This window comes from Parvimonas micra (genome assembly GCF_021300775.1).
Lineage (GTDB): Bacteria > Bacillota > Clostridia > Tissierellales > Peptoniphilaceae > Parvimonas.
The window spans coordinates 32,142-56,681 of the sequence record NZ_JAJTJP010000002.1; the positions used below are offsets into that span (position 1 = coordinate 32,142).

The 24,540-nt window shown below is 29.5% G+C and carries 9 protein-coding genes and 1 riboswitch; of the genes, 2 read left to right on the forward strand and 7 right to left on the reverse strand.

The genetic code is table 11. The annotated features are described in order from the left end of the window. Positions 1-57: 57 nt before the first annotated feature. Positions 58-5,439 (reverse strand): Cna B-type domain-containing protein, encoded by a 5,382-nt coding sequence (locus tag LW893_RS03450; protein ID WP_233055835.1) that lies wholly within the window; start codon positions 5,437-5,439, stop codon positions 58-60. Between the two features lie 265 nt (positions 5,440-5,704). Then, complete coding sequence (locus LW893_RS03455; protein WP_233055836.1) at positions 5,705-6,448, reverse strand: glycerophosphodiester phosphodiesterase; 744 nt, start codon at positions 6,446-6,448, stop codon at positions 5,705-5,707. A 125-nt stretch (positions 6,449-6,573) separates the two neighbouring features. Then, a riboswitch (TPP riboswitch) is annotated at positions 6,574-6,662 on the forward strand. A 38-nt stretch (positions 6,663-6,700) separates the two neighbouring features. Here LW893_RS03455 and thiT point away from each other — a divergent pair. Further along, a complete protein-coding gene (gene thiT, locus LW893_RS03460) occupies positions 6,701-7,348 on the forward strand; it encodes an energy-coupled thiamine transporter ThiT (protein WP_233055837.1) in 648 nt (215 codons plus the stop codon). 57 nt (positions 7,349-7,405) lie between these two features. On the opposite strand, the gene LW893_RS03465 is transcribed toward thiT, so the two are convergent. The 5 genes from LW893_RS03465 to LW893_RS03485 form a co-directional block, all read right to left on the reverse strand. Further along, a complete protein-coding gene (locus LW893_RS03465; RefSeq protein WP_233055838.1) occupies positions 7,406-10,801 on the reverse strand; it encodes a Cna B-type domain-containing protein in 3,396 nt (1,131 codons plus the stop codon). A 69-nt stretch (positions 10,802-10,870) separates the two neighbouring features. Further along, positions 10,871-12,937 (reverse strand): SHIRT domain-containing protein, encoded by a 2,067-nt coding sequence (locus LW893_RS03470; protein WP_233055839.1) that lies wholly within the window; start codon positions 12,935-12,937, stop codon positions 10,871-10,873. 677 nt (positions 12,938-13,614) lie between these two features. Then, a complete protein-coding gene (locus tag LW893_RS03475) occupies positions 13,615-17,346 on the reverse strand; it encodes an SHIRT domain-containing protein (RefSeq protein ID WP_233055840.1) in 3,732 nt (1,243 codons plus the stop codon). Between the two features lie 283 nt (positions 17,347-17,629). Further along, a complete protein-coding gene (locus tag LW893_RS03480; protein WP_233055841.1) occupies positions 17,630-18,823 on the reverse strand; it encodes an MSCRAMM family protein in 1,194 nt (397 codons plus the stop codon). A gap of 76 nt (positions 18,824-18,899) precedes the next feature. Further along, positions 18,900-20,954, reverse strand: coding sequence for a SpaA isopeptide-forming pilin-related protein (locus LW893_RS03485; RefSeq protein ID WP_233055842.1), 2,055 nt, complete (start codon positions 20,952-20,954; stop codon positions 18,900-18,902). Between the two features lie 482 nt (positions 20,955-21,436). Here LW893_RS03485 and LW893_RS03490 point away from each other — a divergent pair, with 482 nt between their 5' ends. Further along, entirely contained in the window at positions 21,437-24,247 is a 2,811-nt protein-coding gene (locus tag LW893_RS03490) for a SpaA isopeptide-forming pilin-related protein (RefSeq protein WP_233055843.1), read from the forward strand. Positions 24,248-24,540 lie beyond the last annotated feature (293 nt).

Here is a 24,540-nt window from a genome sequence, read left to right on the forward strand (position 1 = left end):
CACCCAAAAAGCATATTACCTTAAGGGTATTTGTCCGTTCTTTTTAATTAAGTTCTTTTAAATGTTTTTTCTCTTCTTTATAGAGATTACTCTTAAAAATACTATTGATAACCCAATCATCAATCCATACTTACCAATGCTTGTTCCATAGCCTGTCTTTGGCATTACTTTTCCTTCAACATCAGAAATATTTGGTTTGTTTGGTTTTTCTTGATCATTTGGAATACTTGGTTCAATATAAGTATTTGTAAATATTATTTCTTTTTCAACGTTATTTTCTTTTACATTTTTTGATTCTGCAACAAGCTTTCCGTTGATGTCTTTTACTTCAAATACTATTTTATATATAGAACTATCATATTCGTATCCTTTTATTCCATCATTTATTTCCGTTATTTCATAACTATATGTTCCTGGTAATTTGATTTCAATTTTCCCAAATTCAACTTCACCAGATCCAATTATCATTATTGTTTTTATTCCGTCTTTACTTCCTTCAGGCATAGGATTATCTTTATCTAATGCTTTCATCTGGAATGTAAATACTTCAGAAACTTTTGGATTACCTTTTACAACCTTTTTAACAGGTGGATCAACAATAACCGGTATTGGAGAATAAGTATTTATTAATTCAAATCCTTCATCTTCATTACCTTTAATTTCTGTTAAATATCCTGCTAAACTTTTTTCTGAAACTTTATAATTATACTTATGTCCATCTGCCTTATCATAAACTTCTAAGTCTTTAAAAGTATATTTCCAATCATCTTGTTTACTTATTTTTATATTTTGTATTTCTTTATCATCTCTAAGTAAAGAAACTTCTATTTCCTTACCTTCTTTTACTTTCCATGTCTTAACTAAAGAAATATCTTTTGTTGACATATTAGTATTTGTTACAAGATAATTAGTTATATCCCCTGTTATCTCAGATTTATAACCTTCTATACTATCTTCTTTAATAGTATATACTATCTCTTTACCTTCTTTAAACCTATCTAAGTTTTCAAAGACATGTTGCCAATTTGTATCTTTTGTCAATGTAACTTTAGAAACTTCTTTATCATCTCCAAGTAAATGGATTGTTACTTTGTCTGACTCTTTACCAATCCATTTCTTAGTTACTGGAATAGAAACTTTTCCTTCTATAGTATTTGTAACAGTGAATTTAGTATTATAATCTCCTGAATATGAAGTTGAATAATTTTCTACTTTATCTTCTTTAATTGAATACTTTATTTCTTTTCCTTCCTTAAATTTTGGAAGATTTTCAAATGTATGTTTCCAATCCTCATTAGATAATAATTTATATTCTCCAACTTTATCTTCATTTGCAAACAAATGAATTGTTACTTCGTTTGGACGATAATTTTTTGAATTATTATCATCAACCCATTTTTTCTCTACAGGAATATTGATTAGTTCAGGACTGTGAGTATTCGTTATCTTTGTTCCTTCAACATTACTTGTATAACCTTCTGGAACATCTTCTTTTACAGTATAATCAATAACTTTTCCGTTAGAATCATAAGTATCAAGGTTTTCAAATGTAAATTTCCATTCAGAATTTTTACTAGCTTTTGCAGTTTTCCCACTATCTACACCATTTACAAATAAGTGAATTGTTACTTCGTTTGGACGAATACCATCTTGGTTATTTTCATCATTCCAAATTTTTTCACCACTAACACTTATTTTTGGATTTTTCTTGTTTTGTATTTCAATAGTAACATCAGAATTATTTAAATCTGTCAAACTTACATCATAAGTTTCTTTTACAATTATATGATTTTCGGGTGCTTTAATTTCCTTAACTTTATATTCTCCATGAGGAATTTTTATAAAACTTGCCTTTCCATCTTTATCAGTTACTACCTTTTCAACTTTTGTCCCATCAGAATTAACAACTTCCTTATCATCTTTTGTTAAAAGAACAAATTCTCCACCTGATAGCGGCTTTGCTTTTCCGTTTTCATCAAGTTCATCTGACAATTTAACGATATTTATTTGTCCAAATTTCTTAATTAAAGCAACATTTTTTATTTGTTCTTTATGAACCGGTAATAATGTAAACTCTGCTGTAGTAGCTTCATTACCATTTATTGTAGCAACATCAATAGAATTTGAAACAGATTCATCTCCTGAACTTGCTTTATTATATTCTTGGGCATTATCTTTAACAAAAGAAACTTTATAATCTCCTCGTGAATATACTGAAATAGTATATTCACCTTTTTCATCTGTGGTAGTTTTCAATTCTTTTCCATTAAGATCTGTAGCTTTGTTTCCATCTTTTGTTAATAAATTAATATTAACACCCTTGGCAAGAATATCCCCTTCGTCGAATTGTCCATTTTTATTAGTATCATAAAAAGCAATTCCTTTTACAAGATATTTTGCAAATCCGACACTTGTAATATTTCCTTCATTATAGTTTCTACCATCGGTACTAAAGGCAGAAGAATTATAAGCTAAAGCGTCATCTTTCAATTTGGTATCATATGGAATTTTTGAAGGAATGATTATATCTATTTCTTCTTTTGACTTCAACATCTGTCCTGTTTTAAGAGTAATTTTTACAGATTTAACATTTGAAAAATCAGTAATCTGATCTTTAGATAACCATTCTCCATCTAAAACAGAATTTAAGTCTGATCCTTGTTTAGTAACTTGATAGCGAAATTCTACTTTAGAATTAACATCAGCACTATTAACTTCTTCTAAAGATTTTGTAAGCGTTACAGGAAACTCAGAATTTCTTTTAATATATTCCCCTTTATCATTTGGAGAAATACTATGATCTTCAAGATCTGGAAGTACATCTATAATATCTAACTTTGTAATATCTTTAATTGAATTATTAAATATATTTACCTTATAAGAGATTTCTTGTCCTAAATCACCCGTAGTAGATAGATTATAACTTGAATTACTTTGAACAGTGTTATTTAATAAAAGTTCTAAAGGAGGTACAAATGTTACCTTTGTATGCTTTTGCATAAAAATCTCTGTTCTATCTCCATCTCCGTCCAAGTCTAAATCATCAACATAATCATACTCTTTTCCAGTTTTACTATTTTCCGGACGAATAAAATCATTATCATCATAAGTCATGTAGTTTACAAAATCACTTTCACCACGAGGTGCATTCTTCGTTGCCCTTAATTTAAGATTAATAGGATAGCGACCTGCAACTGGCAAATTACCATATTCAACAACTATAGCTTTTTTACCTGTTCCATTAAAATTATCAACTGTTGTTATTTTAGGTTCATTAACCGGCTTACTCTTCCATTCATTATCAAGATCTAATGCCTTTTCATATTTACCAGAATACTCATATCCAGAAGGCAATAAAGTAATAGTTTTAACATTTTTAATTTCTTTTAAATTACCATCTGGACGAGCATGATCTAAATATCTCTGATTAATTTCAGTTCCTCCGACTAAATAATCAAAAGTACCATCTTCTGTATAATGAACTGTTTGAGGATCACTAATATATTCATTAACAGAAGGATGTAGTGATTCAACTGTAAAATAATTTGTTGGATACTTGATATAATTTGACTTTATGAATTTATTTTCTTTTTTATCTAATTTACTAACGGCTACTTCCGTTTCGAAAGATAAAACTTCATCTTTAAGATTTTTAAACTTGTTAAGCATGTCATCTGTAAACCAAACTCTATTTCTTAATCTAAAAACAGTATTATCCATCAAAATCGGTTTTTCAAATCTAACTACAACCTCTTTATATTTTTTAGCTCTATTTCCAATATCAATATATTCACTATACCATGCAATATCATCATTTTGCAAAGGAGAGCTACTTTTATTTTTTCTATCTGTTATAATCTTTATATGTTCTTCAAGCAAATCTTCTGTACCATCTTCATTTATTCCATACAATCTAGTGTTGCCATCATTAATCGCATTCTTTATAGCATTTCCAACATTATCAGCTTCAGGACTTTCAGGTTTTCCAGAAGAGAACCAAAGCTGTACATTATTTATATAAGAACCTTCATTTTTAAGCCTACTATAAATTTCATTAATGGTTTCAGTTATTCCGCCTTTATAAGGACTATGTCCACCAGCTCCATTATTGCTTTGACCTATATATGCTACAAAAGGAACACCTCCTTGTTCTTGCACATTAAAGGTACCCTTAAACACATTACCATTCATATGGTAATATCTTGGATTATAAATATAGTGAAATTCCTTTGCAATATAATAATCTTCAAAAGCTTCAGATATTGCAGAAAAATTACCATCTTGTTTAAAAGCATACGGCTCTACTTCAAACGAATCCGTCAACTTTCCAATAAACTCTCCACCAGTACCATCTTCATTTACATTTTTGTAAAATTCTATGCTTACAGGAAGCTTCTTATTAACAGAAATATCTTTCAAATTTGAATCAAACCAGACACTTAATCCTAAAGGTACGGGAGGCTCAAAATGAAATGAATTTAAATCTGATTTAAAATCAGGATTTTTGTTTATAACTTCTACTACATTGTCTTTTACCTTAACAATTTGATTGCTAGTTTCTTTATCTTCCCCTATATAACGAAATTTAGCTTCATCTTTTGGATAAGTAATAACTGTCTTTATATTTTTAGGATATTCTAAACCCAAATTTCCAGTTTGACCTTCTATTTTTTTAGGATATAACATTGCAACAATTTGTAAGTTATTTTTATTAAGATAAGGAGAAGTTTTTAAATCTCCTTCTTTTTCAATCATTCCTAGAATAACATTGTCATGTCCAACAATATTTCCATTTTCTAACCTTTCTGTTCTTTTTTTAGTGTAAATTCCAGAGCGATTATAATCTGATGAAATCTCATAACCCAGTGTTTTTGCAGTATATTTTTGCTTTACAGTAGCTAAAACACTGTCATCTCCACCATACAACATTGCCTCTACTTCTATAATGTCTCCATTAGTAGCAAAATGTCCATCAAAAGTAAAATAAAATGGATATGTAGAATGGTTTCCTCCAGTAAGTCTATTATAATAATATTTAACATACTGATAATTTTCATCTTCATAACGTTCTGTCTTTTTAGCAGCTTGAGAATCTATAGTTTTTACATCCTTTATTTTCTTTGTCTTAGGAATTTTTATAACTAGATATGGATTTTCAACACTGAAACTATTCCCTGAAATATCCAAGTCAACTGCACTATCGACAACCTGCTGAGTATACCACCCATCTGACATCTTAACTAAACCATCATCCTTTAGTTGTCCAATTTTTAACTCAATTTTCGAAGTGGAATTATTGCTTCTTGAATCATAACTGTTCACAACTGAATCAGAAGCGTTTTCCTGTGCATAAGACATGCCAATTGCAGAATAGCACCCAGATACAATGAGTAAAAAAGCCAATATTCCACTCATAATTCTAGTAGTCAATTTTTTCATAATTTTCTCCTTTATAGTTTTATAATAAAAAATTTTTTTCATCTGTAATTATACAATAAAAATATTTTTTTATCAACAAAAATCTTTGTGTTATAATACAATTGATGTGAGACCAAGAGTACAAAAAAAGAGAATATCCTGTATAATTAAAATAACAAACAAATTAACTAGAAAGGACCTCACTTTAATGAATAATTTTATATCAAAAAATCAAGAAAATATAAAACACAATCAACGCTATATTCCTCATTTACAAACGTACACTTTATAAATCTTTTAGTACTTTTGAGGTTAAATCTGGATAATTTCCTATTAGAGCATCTACTCCCATTTCAATTAAATACTTCATATATTTTTCGTCATTAACTGTCCAAGTGTTTATCTCAAGACCCATTTTTTTAAATTCCACAGCCCAATAAGGCTTTTGTAAAAGCATATAGTATCCTGGATGAACCGCTTCATGCTTAATTCCTCTCATATACTCAACTGTATTCATCATAGGGCTTTCAAAGAGTAATCCTGTTTTAAAACTTAAATCTATCTTTTTGCAAATTTCCATTGATTCGTGATTAAAAGAAGATAAAATTACATCATCTTTTAGTCCAAAATCTTTTACCATATTTATAACAGCCTCTTCCAGTCCAGGATAAAAAACATAGTTATTTTTAAGTTCTAAATTTAGAAATAACTTATTATCCTTTACTATTTGCAATAATTCTTCTAAAAATATAATTTTTTCACCTAAAAACTCACTTCCCTTATGTGAACCAAATTCCATTTGTAAAAGCTCTGTTGATGTCAAATCCTTTATAAATCCACTTCCATTTGAGCAAGTTCTATCCACTGTATCATCATGAATAATTACTAATTTTTTATCTTTAGTCATGTGAACATCTGTTTCAAAACCGTCACAATCACTATATTCTATCGCTTTTAAAAAAGCAATTTTTGTATTTTCAGGATATTTTCCAGAAAAACCTCTATGCGCTAAATTTAATATTTTTTTCATAATATCTCCTCTAATTCTTTCAAATATAAATAAAGTATAACATTTTTAGCAAATTTACTCAACAAAATAAATGTTTAACGATTTTCTATTAGGGTAAAAAAATAAAGTATACAAATACAAAATATTTTTTTCGCTAGGGGTGCTATTTAGCTGAGAAATACCCTTTGTACCTGATTCAGATAATACTGACGTAGGGAAGTTGAATACTCTTTTTTATGGGCTTTCTAGTGAATATCTTAGGGGGTTTTTTTTATGGAAAATTTTGGTGAATTTTTCTCAAGTACTGCAGGAAAAACAACTATTATATTGTTGATTTCCTTTTCTTTTTTATTTATTGTCTTTTATTTTAGAAAAGATGAAAAAATATTTTCTACAAAGGCACTTACTTATTCTGCCATTCTTTTGGCTCTTGGTATAAGTGCAAATCAAATAAAGTTTTTTAGTCTTCCACAAGGCGGAAGCGTAACTTTGTTTTCAATGATTTTTATAGTTTTCATAGGTTATATGTTTGGACTTAGAGTTGGACTTATAGCAGGTATTACTTTTGGACTTTTAAATTTATTAATTAAACCTGAAGTCTATACACCAGTACAAGCGATAATCGACTATATTTTAGCATTTGGAGCACTTGGATTAAGTGGTCTATTTGCAGATAAAAAAGATAAATTAATCTTTGCTTATTTAGTATCAATTATAGGAAGATTTTTATTTGCTGTTTTCTCAGGATATGTATTCTTTGGAGCTTATGCACCAGAAGGATGGAATCCGCTATTTTATTCATTCTGGTATAATTTTTCATATATCGGAACAGAAGCAGTTATAACTGTACTATTGCTTTCAATCCCAGTTGTAAGAAACACTTTAGAAAATCTAAAAGCAAGTAATTTTAAAACAAATTAAAATTTTAATTTTAAAAAAAATAGAGAGTTTTTAACTCTCTATTTTTTTATATTTTTTCTATTTATCATCTTTTTTCTTTGATATATAAGCTCCACCAAGCCCTGCTAATGCAAGTACAACATAAGACATACCACTTTGGATATTTGTCTTTGGAAGATTACCTTCTTTTTGAACTTGTGGCTTTTGTGGTTGTGGTGAAGGTTGAGGATTTTGTGGATTTTGTGGATTTTGTGGATCCGGTTGTGGCACTGGGTCCGGTTGCGGTACTGGGTCCGGTTGTGGATTTGGTATATATGTGTTAGTTATTGTCACAACACCACTTTCAGTTTTATATTCAACTGAATAATTATTTTCACTATGACTTACCTTACCGTTATCTTCTCCCACTTCTTTTACTTCATACACATTTGATTGTGCTTGAGTAATTGTGTCTACAACTTTTAGGTTTTCAAATTTATGAGAAAAGTTATTTCCTTCATTCAATTCTACTTCATCACCTATTTTTTCTCCATTTTTGTAAAGTTGTACTTTTATTGAAGTTTCTTTTACTTCTCCTACCCATTCTTTCTTAACTTCTAAACTCTTAGTAGCTGGAACTAATGGAGTAGCTTTTGGAGTAAAAGTATTTGTTATTGTTACAACTTTATTTTCAGTTTTGTATTCAACCTTATAGCTATTTTCGCCATGGCTTACTTTTTCGTTAGCCTCTCCAACTTCTTTTACTTCATAAGTATTTGGTTGTGCTTGAGTTTCAGTATCTTTTACCAATAAATTTTCAAATTTATGAGAGAAATTATTTCCTTCATTTAATTCTACTTCATCCCCAAGTTTTGCACCATTTTTATAAAGTTGAACTTTTACAGTAGTTTCCTTTACTTCTCCAACCCATTCCTTTTTAACTTCAATTGAAGTTTTTTCAGGAGTTTTTTCATAAACTGCATAAGTATTTAAAGTATTTTTACTTGCAATATTTAAAATATCTGTAATTTCTGAAGTAGCATTAGCACTCCAAGTCTTAGTAAATGTTGAATTAGCAAAATCATATTTCTTAGAATCAGCAAGTTTATCTAATGGTTTAGATTTAGCTTCGTCATTATACCAAGAAACAAAATCATGTCCATCTAAAGTAGGTTCTTTATCTATTTTTGTAAGTTCAGTAGCAGCAACATTGTCTATTGAAACTTTTGGATTTCCATTTCCTGAATCGTAGAAAGTATATATTTGTTCTAATTTTTGACCATTAGGGTCATTATCAGTCAAACCACCATCTATAACAGCAGTTGGTTCATTTGTATGATATACCATTTTTGCTCTTTGTCCAAGAACAACTGTGTTGTTATCTGGATTTAAAACATAGTCCCAAAGACCAGTTCCAACATGGTCAGAAACATTAGCAATTTTATCAGCTTCTACAGTTTTAGAAACATAATGGAAATTTTTTGCATCTTCAGCTGTTGGTTTATAGCTTTCAGCTCCAGTTAGTTTATAAGTAGCTTTTAAATCTGCTTTTTCAAGACCTTTTCCAACTAAATAACCAACATGTCTATGAGCCTTTTCAACAAAATCTCTTCCATAAAAATCATTATTTGCTTCACTATCTACTTCACTGATTGAAACATTTATTACAGAATTTCTAGCTCCACTTAAAATAACTGAAGATTTTTTATCTATAACTCTTATGTCATTTTTATCAGCTGTTGAGAATGTTGCATCTGTTCCGATAATCACATCTTTTTTAGCATAGATTGTTCCACCTGAATGTTCTCCATTAGAGAATTGATGATTACCACCACTGAAATATGCATCATCTGTTTTCTTATTGTTTTCAAATTCAGCACTATGAACATTTAAGTAACCATCATTGAAAATTCCGGCAGCCATTTGAGTTGTTCCATTATGTTTAATAGCAGCTTTATTATCAAGAGTTAAATTACCCTTATTATAAATAGCTCCACCATAATTAGCACTTGTATCAGTTATTGAACCACCCTTTATAACTACATTTGAATTTGGAGCAATGTATAGACCAGCTCCTGCTGAATTCGCATTAAATGTATATGCTCTAGCACCTGTTAATGTTGAATTTTCAATTAATAAATCAACTGTTGTATTTCCGTATGAATCTTCATTTGGTTTTCTATGTCCAACAGAGATAATAGCACCTGTATGATCTACTGTGAAATTTGATAATGTAGAATTTTTGATATGAGACTTTGCTGAAGAATTATTTTCAAAAGCAATACCCCCACCATATTTAGCAGATTTTTTAGATAGATCGTTCCAACCATATCCATTACCTGTTAATTTTGAATCATAAAGATTAAATTCTCCAGATCCAACTATATCAATAAAACCACCAGCAAAAGCTACAGATGGATTATTTTCCATTGTAAAATCTGTACTTGTAATTGTTAAATAAGAATCTTCTGAACAAATTGCACCACCAGATGTTCCAAAATAAGCTGAAGCAACTGGTTTTGTTGGTAATTGACCACCAACTAATTTAAATGATGAATTTGTAATCTTGTTATGTTTAGCTTTTGTACCAGATTGTTCAAATTTGATAGCTCCACCTGTATCGAAACCACCTTTTACAATGAAATCTGTTTTATTTATATTAACTATAGAATTTGTAGCTTCAATAGAACCACCTTGAAATCCACCTTTATTTCCATCTGTATGATAAACATGGTTTCCTTCAAAAAGTGTTCTAATTTCTTGTCCGTCTTTTTCAAAAACATCAATATTAAGAACTGAGTTTTCAACTAACTTTATAGCTCCACCTTCTCCATTTGAGCCAAATAGAGTTTCACTTGTTCCAGAATAACTGTCAAGGAATTTTCCACCTTTAACATTTATTGTAGAATTATCAGAAAAAATTGCTCCACCATTTGATTCAATAGCTGGATCACCAGCTTTTTCTGGATTTGGAGTTACAGCCTTACTATGATTTTCTTGAAAAATCACATTTTCTAAATTAAGTACAGAATGTGAAATAGTAACAGCTCCACCACTATACTTTTGAGTATTAGAACCATTTTCTATCTTTTTAGTAAATTTCTCTGTACTAGCATTTTTAATAGTTGTACCCTTAACAGTAACATTAGAATTACCAAATATATTAAAAGCACGACCATTTTCATTACCATTTATAACACCACCGTCTAATGTAAAATTAGCACCTTGAACAACAAACATATCACCAACAAAATTCATATTTAAAGTTGAATTTCCTGTTAATTTAATTGTTTTATTGTAAGTATTTGGAATAGTAATTGACTTTGTAATTGAAATATTTGTATTAATAACTATATCTTCATTATTATTTATTGCAGTTTGAAGTTGATCTTCAGTAGTAACTGTAGTCTCAGCATATGAACTATTCACAGCAAAAAGGCCAATAAAGAAAGATAATAAAAATACAAAAATATATTTTTTTAATAATCTTTTCATGTTCATTCCTCCTATGTAACATATAAGATACACGAAAGAGAAATAGGATTCCTATTTCTCTTATTTTTATTATTCATTATCTTTTTTCTTTGAAATGTATGCTCCACCAAGTCCAGCTATTGCAAGAAATACATAAGACATTGCACTTGAAACATTTGTCTTTGGAAGTTCTCCATTCTTTCTAACTTGTGGTTTTTGTGGTTTTGCTGGTTCTGGTTTTTGTGGATTTTCTGGTTTTTGTGGTTCTGGATTTTGTGGTTCTACTGGTTTTTCATCTTCAACAAAAATCCATTCTCCCACTAAAATTAAGTCATCTCCATCAACTGTTGCTTCATTTGTAACAGCTTCAGAAACACCATTTTTATCTACAGACCACCCTTTGAATTTCCAAGTTCCACCATCAACTTTAACATCTGCAAAGTTTTCAAGAGTTTCTTTTACTCCATTTTCAATACCGAATTTGTCTGCTGGTTGTTTTTCAGCAACTTCAGCTGGTAAATCTTTACCTTCTGTTCCAGAAATAAATGTAAAAGTTACATTGTATTTTTCTATTGTATATCCAAGAGCAATTGTATTTGCATCAACTCTCTTAATTTCTTCTTCATCAGATAAAGTAAGGAAAGAAATTCTTCCTGCATTTACCATTGTGTTTCCTTGAATATAACCTTTTATTTTTAAAGTAGTTTCACCTTCAGTATCTGCTAATTCCTTAGCTTTTTCATCAGTTATTCTTAAAACATTATTATTTAATTCTGCATCTGATTTTCCAGGTAATAAAGTTTTTAAATCTTTCTTTGAAAGAACTTTTAACTTCATGTTTTGTAAAATCTTTTCAGCAATTGATTGTCCAGCGTCTGGAGTTATATTGCTTTCTGCGATTTTTTCATTACCAGTTCTAATAATCATTCTAACAGTAAAATTCTTATTGTTATTTGTATTTACTCCAAATGTAACTTTTGGATTAGTACTACTTACCAAAGATTTAAAACTATCTTTTGTATTTCCTAAATCAGCATTTGAATTAGGATCAAAGATATTTAAAACTTGTTTATTTGCTCCCATTACATATAAAGGTCTCCATGCATAGCCTTCAAACTCCAAATAAATTTTTTCAGGAACAACTAAATCATTATCAAGATTAACATTTATATCCACATAAGAATATCCAGTTTTTCCATCATCAGTTTTAAATTCATTATCTTTGTAAGTATTTGAGAAAATCGGTCCTACATAACCAACATGAGGATCTCTATAAACTAACATTGATATTACAGGATCAGTTTGAAATTCTGATGTTGCAATAACTTCGTGAATTTCATTAACATCATCTTTTTTAGTGTAGTTATCTATGATTTTTCTATCTTTATTTTTATCTTTTTCTTCAGCTAGTTTTGTATCTGGTAAAACTTCTTCAGAAGTTTTATCCTTATCAATTGTTATTTCAGTTCCATCTAATTTAAATTTATTAAGACCACCAACAATAGAAAGTCCTAAACCAAAAGTACTATCTGGTAATGGAGTTTCTGGGTCATTTAAACTGAAATAAACACCATAAATTTTAGCATCAGCAGGAATTCCATCAGGGAATACTGTTGAAATTTTATCTTCAGGTGAGAATAATCTAGCACCATCAGCTAATTTTCCATTTCCAACAGGAGCCTTGTCTGACCAACCTAAGAAAGTTTTTCCAATTGATCTAAATAAACCTGGATTAGTTAAAGGAGCACCTAATTTTTCATCAGCATTTGTAAAGTTTTTAGTTGAATCTTCTTTTCTTCTTGATTCACCAGTCCATTGTCCTACAAATGTAACTGTTCCCTCAAAATTAGCTTTAACTTCTCTTTTATTTCTTGCAGATCTAGGTTTTACTTCTTCTGCGCTCTTTTCTTTCTTATCTTCTGATTTTGGAGCTTCAACAGTATTTTGTTTCTCTGTACTTTCAGCTTCAGCTTTTTTTTCAGTTGAATTTTCTTTATTTTCTTCAACTTTTGGAGCTTCTTTTTCGTTCTTATTTTCCTTTTCTTTAGTACTTACTGCTTCAGTATTTACTTTTTCTTCTTCTGCAAAACTTGTCTTTGGTAATATAGAAATTAACATTGCACAAATTAAAATTTTTGAAATCGACTTTTTGCTCATCTTTCCTCCTCTTAAATAAATCTACGTAATTTTATTAATATAAAACATAATACCATTAGTAATTACCCAAATTTAAACTTTCTAACTAAATAGTGAAAATTAAAATTAATACAAATATAAAAAATGTCATATAAATCCTTTTTTTATATATAATTCATACTTCCACTACTAACCTTATTATACCATAAAATCAAGAAAAATACAGTAATTTTTATATATTTTCAAAATTTATTTTTTTATTTCTTTCAGAAATATTATTGTTTGTAACCAAACAATAATTGAGATCTCTCCGCTACACTCAGCTTTGCTTCGTTTCGGTCGAGATGACGTGTTAGGAGCATTTCTTTGCAAATAACTTTGACGTGAAACATTTCAATTAATAAAATATATAAATAAAATTTTTCTTATATTATTTTTTGTTTTCTACTTTTTTAAAATTATATTAGAAGTTAATTTACTTTTAACGTCTAGCTACAAATCAAAGTTATTCCCCTTATACGTCATTTCGACCGAAGTGAAACAGAGCGGAGAAATCTCATACTTTTGCTTTAGCAAAAGTAAATGTATCGTAGATACATACAGAAATTTTATTTTTTATTTCTTTAAGAAATACTATATCTCGACAATGTTTATTTCAACAAAAAAGACTGAGTTTTACTCAGTCTTTATATTTTTTACTATTTAACTAATGCACCATTTGAATCAAAAGTATAATCTACATTATTGATTTTAAGTGTTTTACCTTGTGCGATTAGTCCTCCTTTTTCAGCATAATACCATTTGCCTCCAACAATGAACCATTCGCTATCTGCTATACGTCCACTTGCATTTGCAAAGTACCAATTCCCATCAACTAACACCCATTCATTTTGTGAAATTCTACCGTCAGCATTTGCATAGTACCATTCTCCATTAATAATTATCCATTCGTTTTTAGACATTGTTCCATTTGGCTCAATATAATACCATCTTCCATTTTCTTCAAACCATTGATTCGATACCATTTTTCCATCTTTATCAAATCTATACCATTCATCATTTATTAATTTCCAACTGTCTTTTACAGCTACTTTTCCATCTGCTAATTGGTATGTCCATGTTCCATCATCATTTTGAACCCATTTATCTTCTTGTGGCTTTTCTGGATTTACAGGTTCTTCTGGATCAACTGGATTTTCTGGCTCAACTTCTTTGTCTTTTAATGCCTTTATTGCTTCAGTTAATTCTTTTTCTACACTATTTACTTCGTCTTGTGTAGCTTCTTTATTAGCCAAAACTTCTTCAGCTTTTGCTAAAATTTCATTTAAAGTCTTAACTGATTCTTCTGTCTTATCCTTTGTTGTTTGTGGAGCTTTTGCTGTTTCAACTGCTTTTTGAAGTACATCTTTGTTTACATTTTCAACTTCGTTCTCATCAACAACTTTAACTATTACAGTTGCAACAAGATTGTCAGGATTTTCAGTATTTCCATCAAGAATAATTTTACCAGTTAATGTATATTCACCAACTTCATCTTTATAATTACTTAAATCCCATTCAACAGGAAGATTTCTTTCAAAAGTTGTACCAACTTCTTCAACTGCCTTAGTTACAACAATATTCTCAACTGAACGCGCTTTACGAGCTGAACGAACAACATTATTTGAAGTTCTTTCTGCATCTGTATTTGCAGCTAAGTGGATTGACTTGTCATTAACTCTAACTATAAAGAATTTAACAGGTATATTTTCTGCATTATCTTCAGTAAGATTAAATCTTTCATTATTTTTATTTATATATTTCAAAGAACCTTTAAATGTCTTTGGATTATATGCATCATAGTATGATACACTATCTTCTAAAACAAAGTTAGCATTTGTAGATTCAATATCGAATTTTTGATCTTCACCAGTCATTTGAATACTATAAGTACCATTTTCTTGTAATTTTAGTACATTTGCTAATCCAGTATCTTTACCATAAGCTCTTAAAAGACCGTTTTCTTTTACTTCTTCACCTTTTTGGTTAACAACTTTGAAATAAACAACTTGTTTTCCTCTTTCAGTTTTTAAACCAAGTCTTGAATCTGCTTCGTAATTGTCTTCCTTAACTTTTTCAACAACTACTGTAAAGTCTTTTTCATTAGTGCTTTCAAGAGGTTTCTTATCTGGACCACTTAGAATATAACTAAATTCTCCTCTGTTAGCATCTTTATTATATTTAATTCCAAATCCATAAGTATCTTTCAATCTGTATTCCTTAGTATTAAGTTCTAATTCGTAATTTCCAAGCATTCCATGATTTTCAAATTCATATAATCCTTTATCAGTAAGAACCATATTTTCTGGATATGCTGATGAATTTTTCTTAATAATAGTTAAGAAGTTAGGAGTTTTAATTTCATTTCCTTCAGTATCAACAACTTTATATCTAATCTTGTATCTATTTCCTTCTAAAAATACACCAATATCAGAAGTATTTGCTTCTTCTTCTTTTTGAGTAAATTTCCAAGTTCCTACATATTCAGTATTAGCCGTAATTGTAGTTTCCTTGCTATTCCAACCTTCAAAAGACCAAGTTCCATCTTTAACTTCAATATTATTGAATGCTTTAAGAGTTACATTTTGTCCTTTTTCTAACTTTTCAGCAGCAGGAAGTTTACTAATAACTTCTTCTGGTAAATTTTTTGAAGCATCTTTAGAAACAAATTTATAAGTTACATCATATTTTTCAACTGGAGTTGGCTCAGGAGCTTTTTCTCCTAGTCTAATTACAAGAGCTTTTTCAATATCATTATGTGAAGTAGTTTCAAAATCATAAGTTTTTCCACCAACTTTAAAGTCTTTAAATTTAGTAATAGTTAATTTTTCAAATTCAAAAACTTCTTGATCTCCATATACAAATGAATAAGGAATATATTGTCCAGCAAAGCCTCTTGCTTTAAGAGTTACATAGCCATCTTTTGTAGTAACCTTTGAATGTTCACTTACTCCATGATTAATTGTAATTGTAAATGTTGTTCCGTCTTCTACAAGCTTTCCATCTTTATCAACTACAGCTATTCTTAATTCTTGTCCATCAGTATATTTTAAGAATTGTCCCTTAATTTCCTTGTTTTTAAGTTCTTCAACTTGAACCTTAACAAGTGCAGGTAAACTTTCTTTAACATTTGAACCTTTTTTAACTGTAATTGTAGGAATTTCATCAACACTAACAATCTTAGCACTCTTATCCTTAGCTCTAGCTTCTTCAAATAATTTATTTTCTACCTTATCATTTGAAGCTAAAGCTTCTTTGTATTCTGCAAGTTTCTTTAAAGTATCTTCACTAAAGAATTTATTAGATACTGAATCATTTAAAATTTCATCAATAGTAGCAACATCTTCTTTTGTAAGCTCATCCTTATTAATCTTATCATATAATTTTTTAGCAGTTATATACTTATTAGTAGTTGGTAATTCAATATTATTATCGTTATTTTGAACCCATACTTCTGCTAAATTTGGAAGTGAAAGAAGACTTTCAAAATTCTTAATCTTATTATCTGTCGCATGGAAAGTAACTAAATTTCTCATATTAGCAACAGCAGAAATATCCTCGATTTCATGATTTGAAATACTTAAAAATTCTAATTTATTAAGTTTTGTCAAAACTGACATATCCTTAACTCTTGGACCATCTTGAGTTATGTAATTTCTAACCTTACCGTCAATACGAAGTTCCTTTAAATTCTTTAAATTTACTAAAGGAGTTAAGTCAGAAACTGTACTGTGATCTGCAACTAGTATTTCAAGTTTTACCATATTAGTTACAAAATCTAAATCTTCACAGATTAACTCAATTTTCTTCATATTTACAAGGTTCTTTAATGGAGCTGTACTCTTTGGATGTAATCCAGAAAGGTCAGCATCTTCAAGATTAACTAAATTAGCTAAAGGACCAAAATCAGTAACATGAGTTCCCTTTAACTTGATAGTTTTAATTTTTGTTAGATTAGCAATTGGTGTTAAATCTTCTACAAGTTGATTTACCAAACTTAAATATTGTAAATTTTCAGCATATTCAAGTCCTTCTAGTTTTCTAACCTTAACGCCCTTTTCAGTATTATCATGAGCCTGACAAACTTCAGGTGATAAATACCAAATTCTTCTTAAATCTCTTTTTGTTAATTTAGCATTTTCAAAATCCTTATACTTACCCTTGTATCCATAAAGAGCACAAATTTGTTTTCTCAAATTGTAATCTGGTAATGAAATAACCTCATTATCATCCTCTTTTTCAGGTAATTCAGAGTCCTTAATTAAGTACTTTGAAAATCCTTCATCTTCTTCAGCATGTAAAATATTTGTAGTGCTAACGAATGTGGTAGTAACAGACGTTGTTAACATAGCACTTAATAACAGCAAAGCCGATATCCTTTTTTTGTTCATAACTTCCTCCTAAAATAAATATTACGAAATATAAAAATACTTCATAAAGAAATTATAATATTTTTTACTATAAATATCAATTATTTAACTATATAACTGCTAATTAACATTGCAAATTAGAGGTCATTTGAATACTTTAAAATAATAGTAATATTTATATATATTTTTTTAATATTTTTATCTTTATAATCCTAGTTGTTAACCTAAAAATATTTGTAAATATATCATATATCCACAAAAAAAGAACGAGTCTAACTCGTTCTTCTAATTGTCTTTAAATCTTTTAATTTTGTTTGCTTTTACCTTTTTTGCTAATGAAATATCCAGTTGCGAAGATTACTAAGCCTCCAACTGTCATTAATAAAAATAAAATATCTCCAGTTTTTGGAATACCTGGTTTGAAAGGTTCATTTTTAATTATTGTCGCTTCGTTATCTTTTGATGTTCCGTCAATTTTGAACTCAACACTTCCTGATAATAAGCTATAACCATTTGGAGCCTTTGTTTCTACCAAATAATAAGTTCCATAAGGAAGATTTTCAACTTTAAATCCACCATTTTTTCCAGAAACAAGTACATAATCTTGTCCGTCCCTCTTAACAGGAACAAACTTGTCTCCTTCCTTAACCATTACCTTAAAAGTAGCACCTTCAAGGAATTGTGGATCTTTTCCACTTGAAACCTTAACAAACAACTTATCTCCCGTTTCAGTCTTCTTATTTACAACTCTAAGCGGAATTTCTGTTTCGTCAACAACTGTAAAAGCTGTATCAGTTTTATCTACAGTATATCCTGAAAGAGGTTCAACTTCTCTAAAGAAATAATCTCCTGCAGGAAGTTTATCAATAAAGATTTGTCCTGTACTATCTGTATAAAGAGTTCTAGGAGTGCCGTCTTTATCATAAGAATTTCCGCTCAAAGGAGCTTCTACATCTCCATCTGCAGTTCTCATAAACAATTTGAAACCTACATTTTCAAGAGTTTTTCCGTCCTCAGACACTTTGTATAACCTTACTTTACCGTCAAGAGTGGGCGTCTTCTTTATTGTCTTAGAGTAAATGAATTTTCCATCATCTGGAACTTTGAAAGCAAAAGGTGCAACTTCATATTCCTCAGTAGCATCTGAATCTCCACGAACATAATATGTTCCCGGTTCAAGACTTAGAGTAATTCTTCCGTCATTATCACTTTTTGGAGTTTCAAAATAATTTCCATTTTCATTGGAAATATCTTCATCTTTCAAATCTTTAAGTTCTTCAACAATTTCAATTTTATTTTTACTAGCATAACTGTCTTTAAGCTTCCAAACTTTTAATTTAGTCTTAACTATAGGATGCTTTTCATAATCATCCTTTTGAGAATAAATATAAATATCTAAAGGCTCAGATGCAAACACTGTTTTGCTAATTAGTCCGATATTCAGAAGCAATATAAAAGACATTACAATTGATATAAAATTTTTCGTAAATTTTCTCAATGCTTCCTCTCCTTTAATTAAAATTATATCAGGAGAAAAATCTCCTGATATAATTCTTTAATTTTAAATATTTATATTATTTTTCTTCAGCATTTCTTTTCTTCATTGCGTAAACAGCAGCTCCCATTAGAGTTACCCCTACAACTGTGAAGATTATAGTACCTACTCCACCAGTTTGAGGAATAGAAACTTTCTTGTTCACAACTTTAGTAGCATCAGTTGCTGTACCAGCTGGATCATAAGCGATGTCGCCAGCAGCTGCTGAGTAAGAAGTTGCATTTACTTCAAAACTAATAGTTCCGTTTAATAAAGCATATCCTTCTGGAGCTTTAACTTCTTTTAATTTGTAAGTTCCAGCTGCAAGACCAGTTACTTCAAATTGTCCATCTTTGTTTGATGTGAATTTAATAGCTTTTGCTTCTTGAGTAGTCCATTCATAATCAGTTCTAACTTTTCTGAAAGCTTCATCACGAGCAACTTTCTTAGTTTCGATTAATTCTTTAGCAGTAGTTCCTTGAGCTCCTTGTTGTTGTTCTTTAGTTAATGCATTGTAAGCTGCAATAGCTTGATCATATTCTTGTTGAGCTTGGTCATAAGCTGCTTTGTCAGCTGCAACTGTTGCAGTATCTTTTAATGCTAAGTATTTATCTTCAGCATTTAATACTACGAATTCAGCTCCTGCTAATCTTTCAGTACCAGCTTCATTAGTCTTAACGAATTTCTTTCCGTAAGTTACTACATCTGGAGTTGTTGGAATGATTGGTGTAGGAACGTCAGGTCTCTTAGTATTCTTAATTTCTACTTTACCTTGAGCGTTTACAGTGTATTCTGGAGAATATCCAGCAACAACTTCTTTTACATAGTATTTTTTAGCTGCATCTAATTTAGTAAATTTATGGCTATAATCTGGACCAGTTTTAACAACTGAATCAACTACTTTGTCATCAGCTGCATTAGCTGCTTTTTCATATAAGTAGTAAGTAACAGTAACACCTGTTGGTGCTGTTCCTTCAGCCCAAGTCTTAGCAACTTCAATTTCATTGTTCTTTGGAGTTATTTCTTTATCTCTTGGGTCAACATAGTTAACTGGTTTGTTAGCATAATCAAATTTAACTTGGTTCTTGTCAGGAGTTTCAACAACTGCTTCACCATTGATTACTGCTTTATATTTTAATACGAATTCAACTTCACCTTTTTTAGCAGCTGCTTCGATTTTTTCAAGACCAGATGCTTTGAAGTTTAATACGAATCCACTTGCATTTTCAGTTAATTCATAGTCAGTTCCTTGAACTAAAGTAATAGCTTCAGCAGGAGCTACAACATTAGCAGTAAGAGTTAAACCAGCTTTGTAAGTAAGACCTTTAGTCATTGTATCTTCCCATCTGATTGTCTTATAAGTAGCATCTTTAGGAATCTTAGTCTTAACTTCGTAAGGAACTTCTTGTCCTACAGTTTTATTAATTAAAGCTTTAGGGCTGTTTGAATTAGCATAGTCAGCTTGTCCTTCAATGTTCTTATCAACTTGTGGTTTTTCTTGAGTGTTCTTTGGATAAACATGAGCGTTTTCTATTGTTCCACTTTCATTTACTAATGGTAAAGTAATAACAACTGGAACAGCTTTTTGAGCAGTTAATGTTTGTCCATCAGTTCCAACGTAAGTTGATTTTTCTTTAACTTCAAGAATTTTGTATTCACCAGCTGGAAGGTTAGTAACGTCGAAAGCTTTACCGTTAGCTTCAGTAAGTCCACCCAAAGCTTCGTCAATATTTTCTGTTACAGTACCATCAGCTTTAACATATTTAAAGCTTCCATCAGGTTGTTTTGCTTGCCATACAAAGTAAACACCAGCGATTTCAGAAACTGAATCAGGATGTCCGTTTCCGATTGTTGCTAAAATTGTGTTTAATTGATTTAGGTCTTGAGTACCATTGTAGCCTTTTTCTTCTACTTTAGCACTATCCCATTTTTCTAATTTTTCTTTTTCTAAAAGTAATTTGTGTAAAGTTACTTTTTTAGTTCCATTTGGTTCAGCAGCATTAACTTTTGCAGTAGGTAATACTGATGCAAAGATTCCAAGAATCATAACAAATGCTAGAACACTTGAAACAATTTTCTTAGTTATTGTTTTCATAACTATAATTCCTCCTATAAAAATATAATAATAAATTTCTAGACATTCAAAAATTATAGCTCTAAATTATCATTCTACTTTTAGTTCTAAAAATTTTTGAGTAATGCCTGTATAAATTGAAATTTTATGAATATTTGATTTAAATATTCTTTAAACTCATGCTTAGTATAACATTAATTAAAATAAATTTCAATACCTAAATTTATATTTTTTAAATTTTTTTTAAAAAATATTATTTTTAATATTTTAATTTTATTAGATTAAATATTTATAAAAATATATGTAAATATATATTGATTTTATTTCTAATATGATGTAAAATTATATTGAGAAATTTTGTAAGAAAAATTTTGTAAGTGCAAACTTATGTGCGATTTCTTAAAAATTGGTTGATTTTAGTATTTTTTAGGAAAAACACAAGTATTTGCAACATTTATTTATTTATTTTATACATTTATTTATTTTTAAGGAAGGTATTTGTTATGAAAACGAAAAAAAGCTTAGTTAGTTTTTTATTATTATGCGTTTTTTTGTGTCAATTTATCATACCAACAATTGTTAGGGCTGATATAGGATATACTGATAACACGAGTGGTAGATTTCCTACTGATTACACAGAAATTAATGGAATAATAAGAAACTACAGAAATCAACCTATTGAGTATGATGAGGCATTTGTTTCAAAAACTGCAAGTAAGGGCGAAAAAGACGGAGAGTTTTATATTGATTTAAAAATTGAAGGAAAAGACAAATCCGAGCCAAAAATGAAAGATATTGTTATAGTTTTAGATAACTCTAACTCTATGAAATTAAACGGAACAAAATGGAGTGAAGCAGATAATAAATTTGTCCTATCAGATAAAGCTTCAGATGGCGCACATGACCGTGTAACTGCTGCTAACAACGCAATTAAAACTTTTTTGGATAATGTTAAAGAAAGAGCAGGAGAAAATGTTAGATTCGCTTTAGTAACATACGGCTCAGATGTTTTTGATGGAAGTCTTTGTAAGGAATTCTATTTTGAAAACCAATATTTCCCTGATAATACTGTTGGAACTTTAACTCCGAACAAAGAAGATATAATTGCTAAATTACCTACAAAAGCTCCTTATGAACTTGGAAAATCTTGTGGAGCTACTTTTACACAAGCCGCTTTAAAGCGTGCTGCTGATATTTTAAAGAGTAGTCCAAACGGTAATGAAAAATATATTGTACATTTGACAGATGGTACTCCCACTCGTTCATATAAAATGAAGAGTGTAGATAGAAATGGAATCGCTACATTTGACTATTCAAACACTATAGCATCTGAAAGAAATAATTACTACTATGAACTATACAGAAGAAATCAATATGCAAATATTATGGGAAGTAAAATGGGCGATGGTCAAGCTTATGAGTTAGTTCCAAAAGGTGACGCAAGATATAATCAAGTTTATAGTATCCATAGAGCCTATGATGTTCCTGATGCTTCAACTGGAAGACGATTAGATATTACTAATCACGGTAGACCTACACTTTACGAAGCTAAGAATATAGTAAATAAGTACCAAACTTTCACTGTTGGTGTAGAACTATCAGGCTATACATTTAATAATGACGGTTACTCAGTAAGATATCCCGCGCCACATCATATTGACAAACCTTATGCTGTTGACATTATGGAAAGAATGTCAACTAGCAAAAATCATTATTATGATGCTACAAATATTGATCAACTAAGTACTTTGTTGTCAAAAATTGAAGCAAGATTGTTTAATCCGACAGTTGTTAACGGTTCAGTAAGCGACCCAATGGGCGATATGGTTGATTTGAATTTGAATGCTAATTTAGATGGAAATAAATTCTATAAACTTACCGCATCAAATCCTTCACTTCTAAACGGTGTCAGTGTCAGTTACGATAAAAACACTCGAAAAATATCTGTGACAGGATTAAATCTAGGTGCAAACCAATGGGTTAATTTAAGATATAAGGTTAATTTAAGAACAGAAGATCCTCAATATAAAGGTAATTTCTTCTATCCTACAAATGGACCTACTACTTTAACTCCAAACGAGAAAAATCCTAATACTAAGAGAGATTTTCCTGTTCCTTCTGTAAAGGCAAATACTATTGATGTAAATGTTCAAAAGCTTTGGAAATACAAAAACGGTACAGAATTACCAGATAGTATGAAAAAGGAAATCAAAGTTAAACTTGTTAGAAAGTCAACAAATCCAAATGTAGCGGCAGCTGATAGAGAAAAGGAAATTGCAGAAAAAACTTTAAATAAAGCTGGTAATTGGACTGGAACTTTTGAAAAGTTAATTCCTTTTGATAATTTAGGTTATCATTTTGAATATACTGTAAAAGAAGTTGCAATTGAAGGTTTTGAAAGTAAGATTGAATATTCAAACAACAAAAATTTCATTAAATCCGAAAGTGCAGATGTTAAAATAACAAATACTAAAAATATCGAAGTAGAATTTTTCAAATACAAAACTGAAAATGAACAAAAGATTGCCCTACCAGATGTAGAATTTGAACTATATAAACAAGATATTACCGAAAGATATTTACCAGTGCAAAAAAATGGTAAAAATCTTGTTGTTAAATCTGGAGCTAACGGAAAATTCAAATTTGATAATCTTGAAGTTGGAAAATATGCTATAAAGGAAATAAAAGCTCCTGAGGGCTATCGTCTTCCAAAAGGTTTTGTAAGAGAGTTTGAAGTAACAAACCAAGGAAAGATTAAGTATAGTGAATCAATTTATGGTTCAGACGAAGTTTTCTATCAAATACAAAACTTTAAATTAAATCCTATGTATTTTATGTTTAGTAAACAAGATTCTTTAGGAGAACTTATCAAACAAGGTACTTTGGTACTAGAATTAAAAGGACCAAAAGAAAAAACTCAATCTTATGACTTAACAACAAGTACAGAAAATGGATTTAAGTTCGATATCCCAGATGATTTCCCTACTGGAGATTATGTTTTAACTGAAAAGACTGCTCCAATAGGATATGCAAAGACAAATATTGAATATCATATAAGAATTGACGCTGAGGATAGAACAATAACTCTTGTAAAAGAAGTTAAGGGACGTGTCGAAACTCCTAGAAACATTGTTCTATATAAAGATATTTATGGAAATGTCCAAACTCAAAAAATAGATATCAAAAATGATAAAGTTACTTACCCTTACACAGGTGGAACTGGAACTTTAATATTTATTGTTTCAGGACTTTTCGTAATGCTTTGTGCAGGTTCAGTTTATATGCTTAAAAAGAAAAAATCATTAAATAATTAATTTTAATAAGACCTTGATTTTGGGTTCAGCTCATTTCAAGGTCTTTTTATTATATTTACATAAAGATGCAAAACTTATGTTTATTTGTATCTTTTTATAACAAATCCCTTTAAAAGTAACAAGAATTTTAGACTAAAAAATTTTTGATAAAATTTTTTCATTGTTTTTATAGGATTTTCCTGTCAAAGTATTGCTTTAATTTAAATTTTGTTGTAAACTAATTATGAACAGTTATATATATTATTATTTTTTGAGCATTTTATTGTGTATAATCGCTGAAAAATGGTTATATA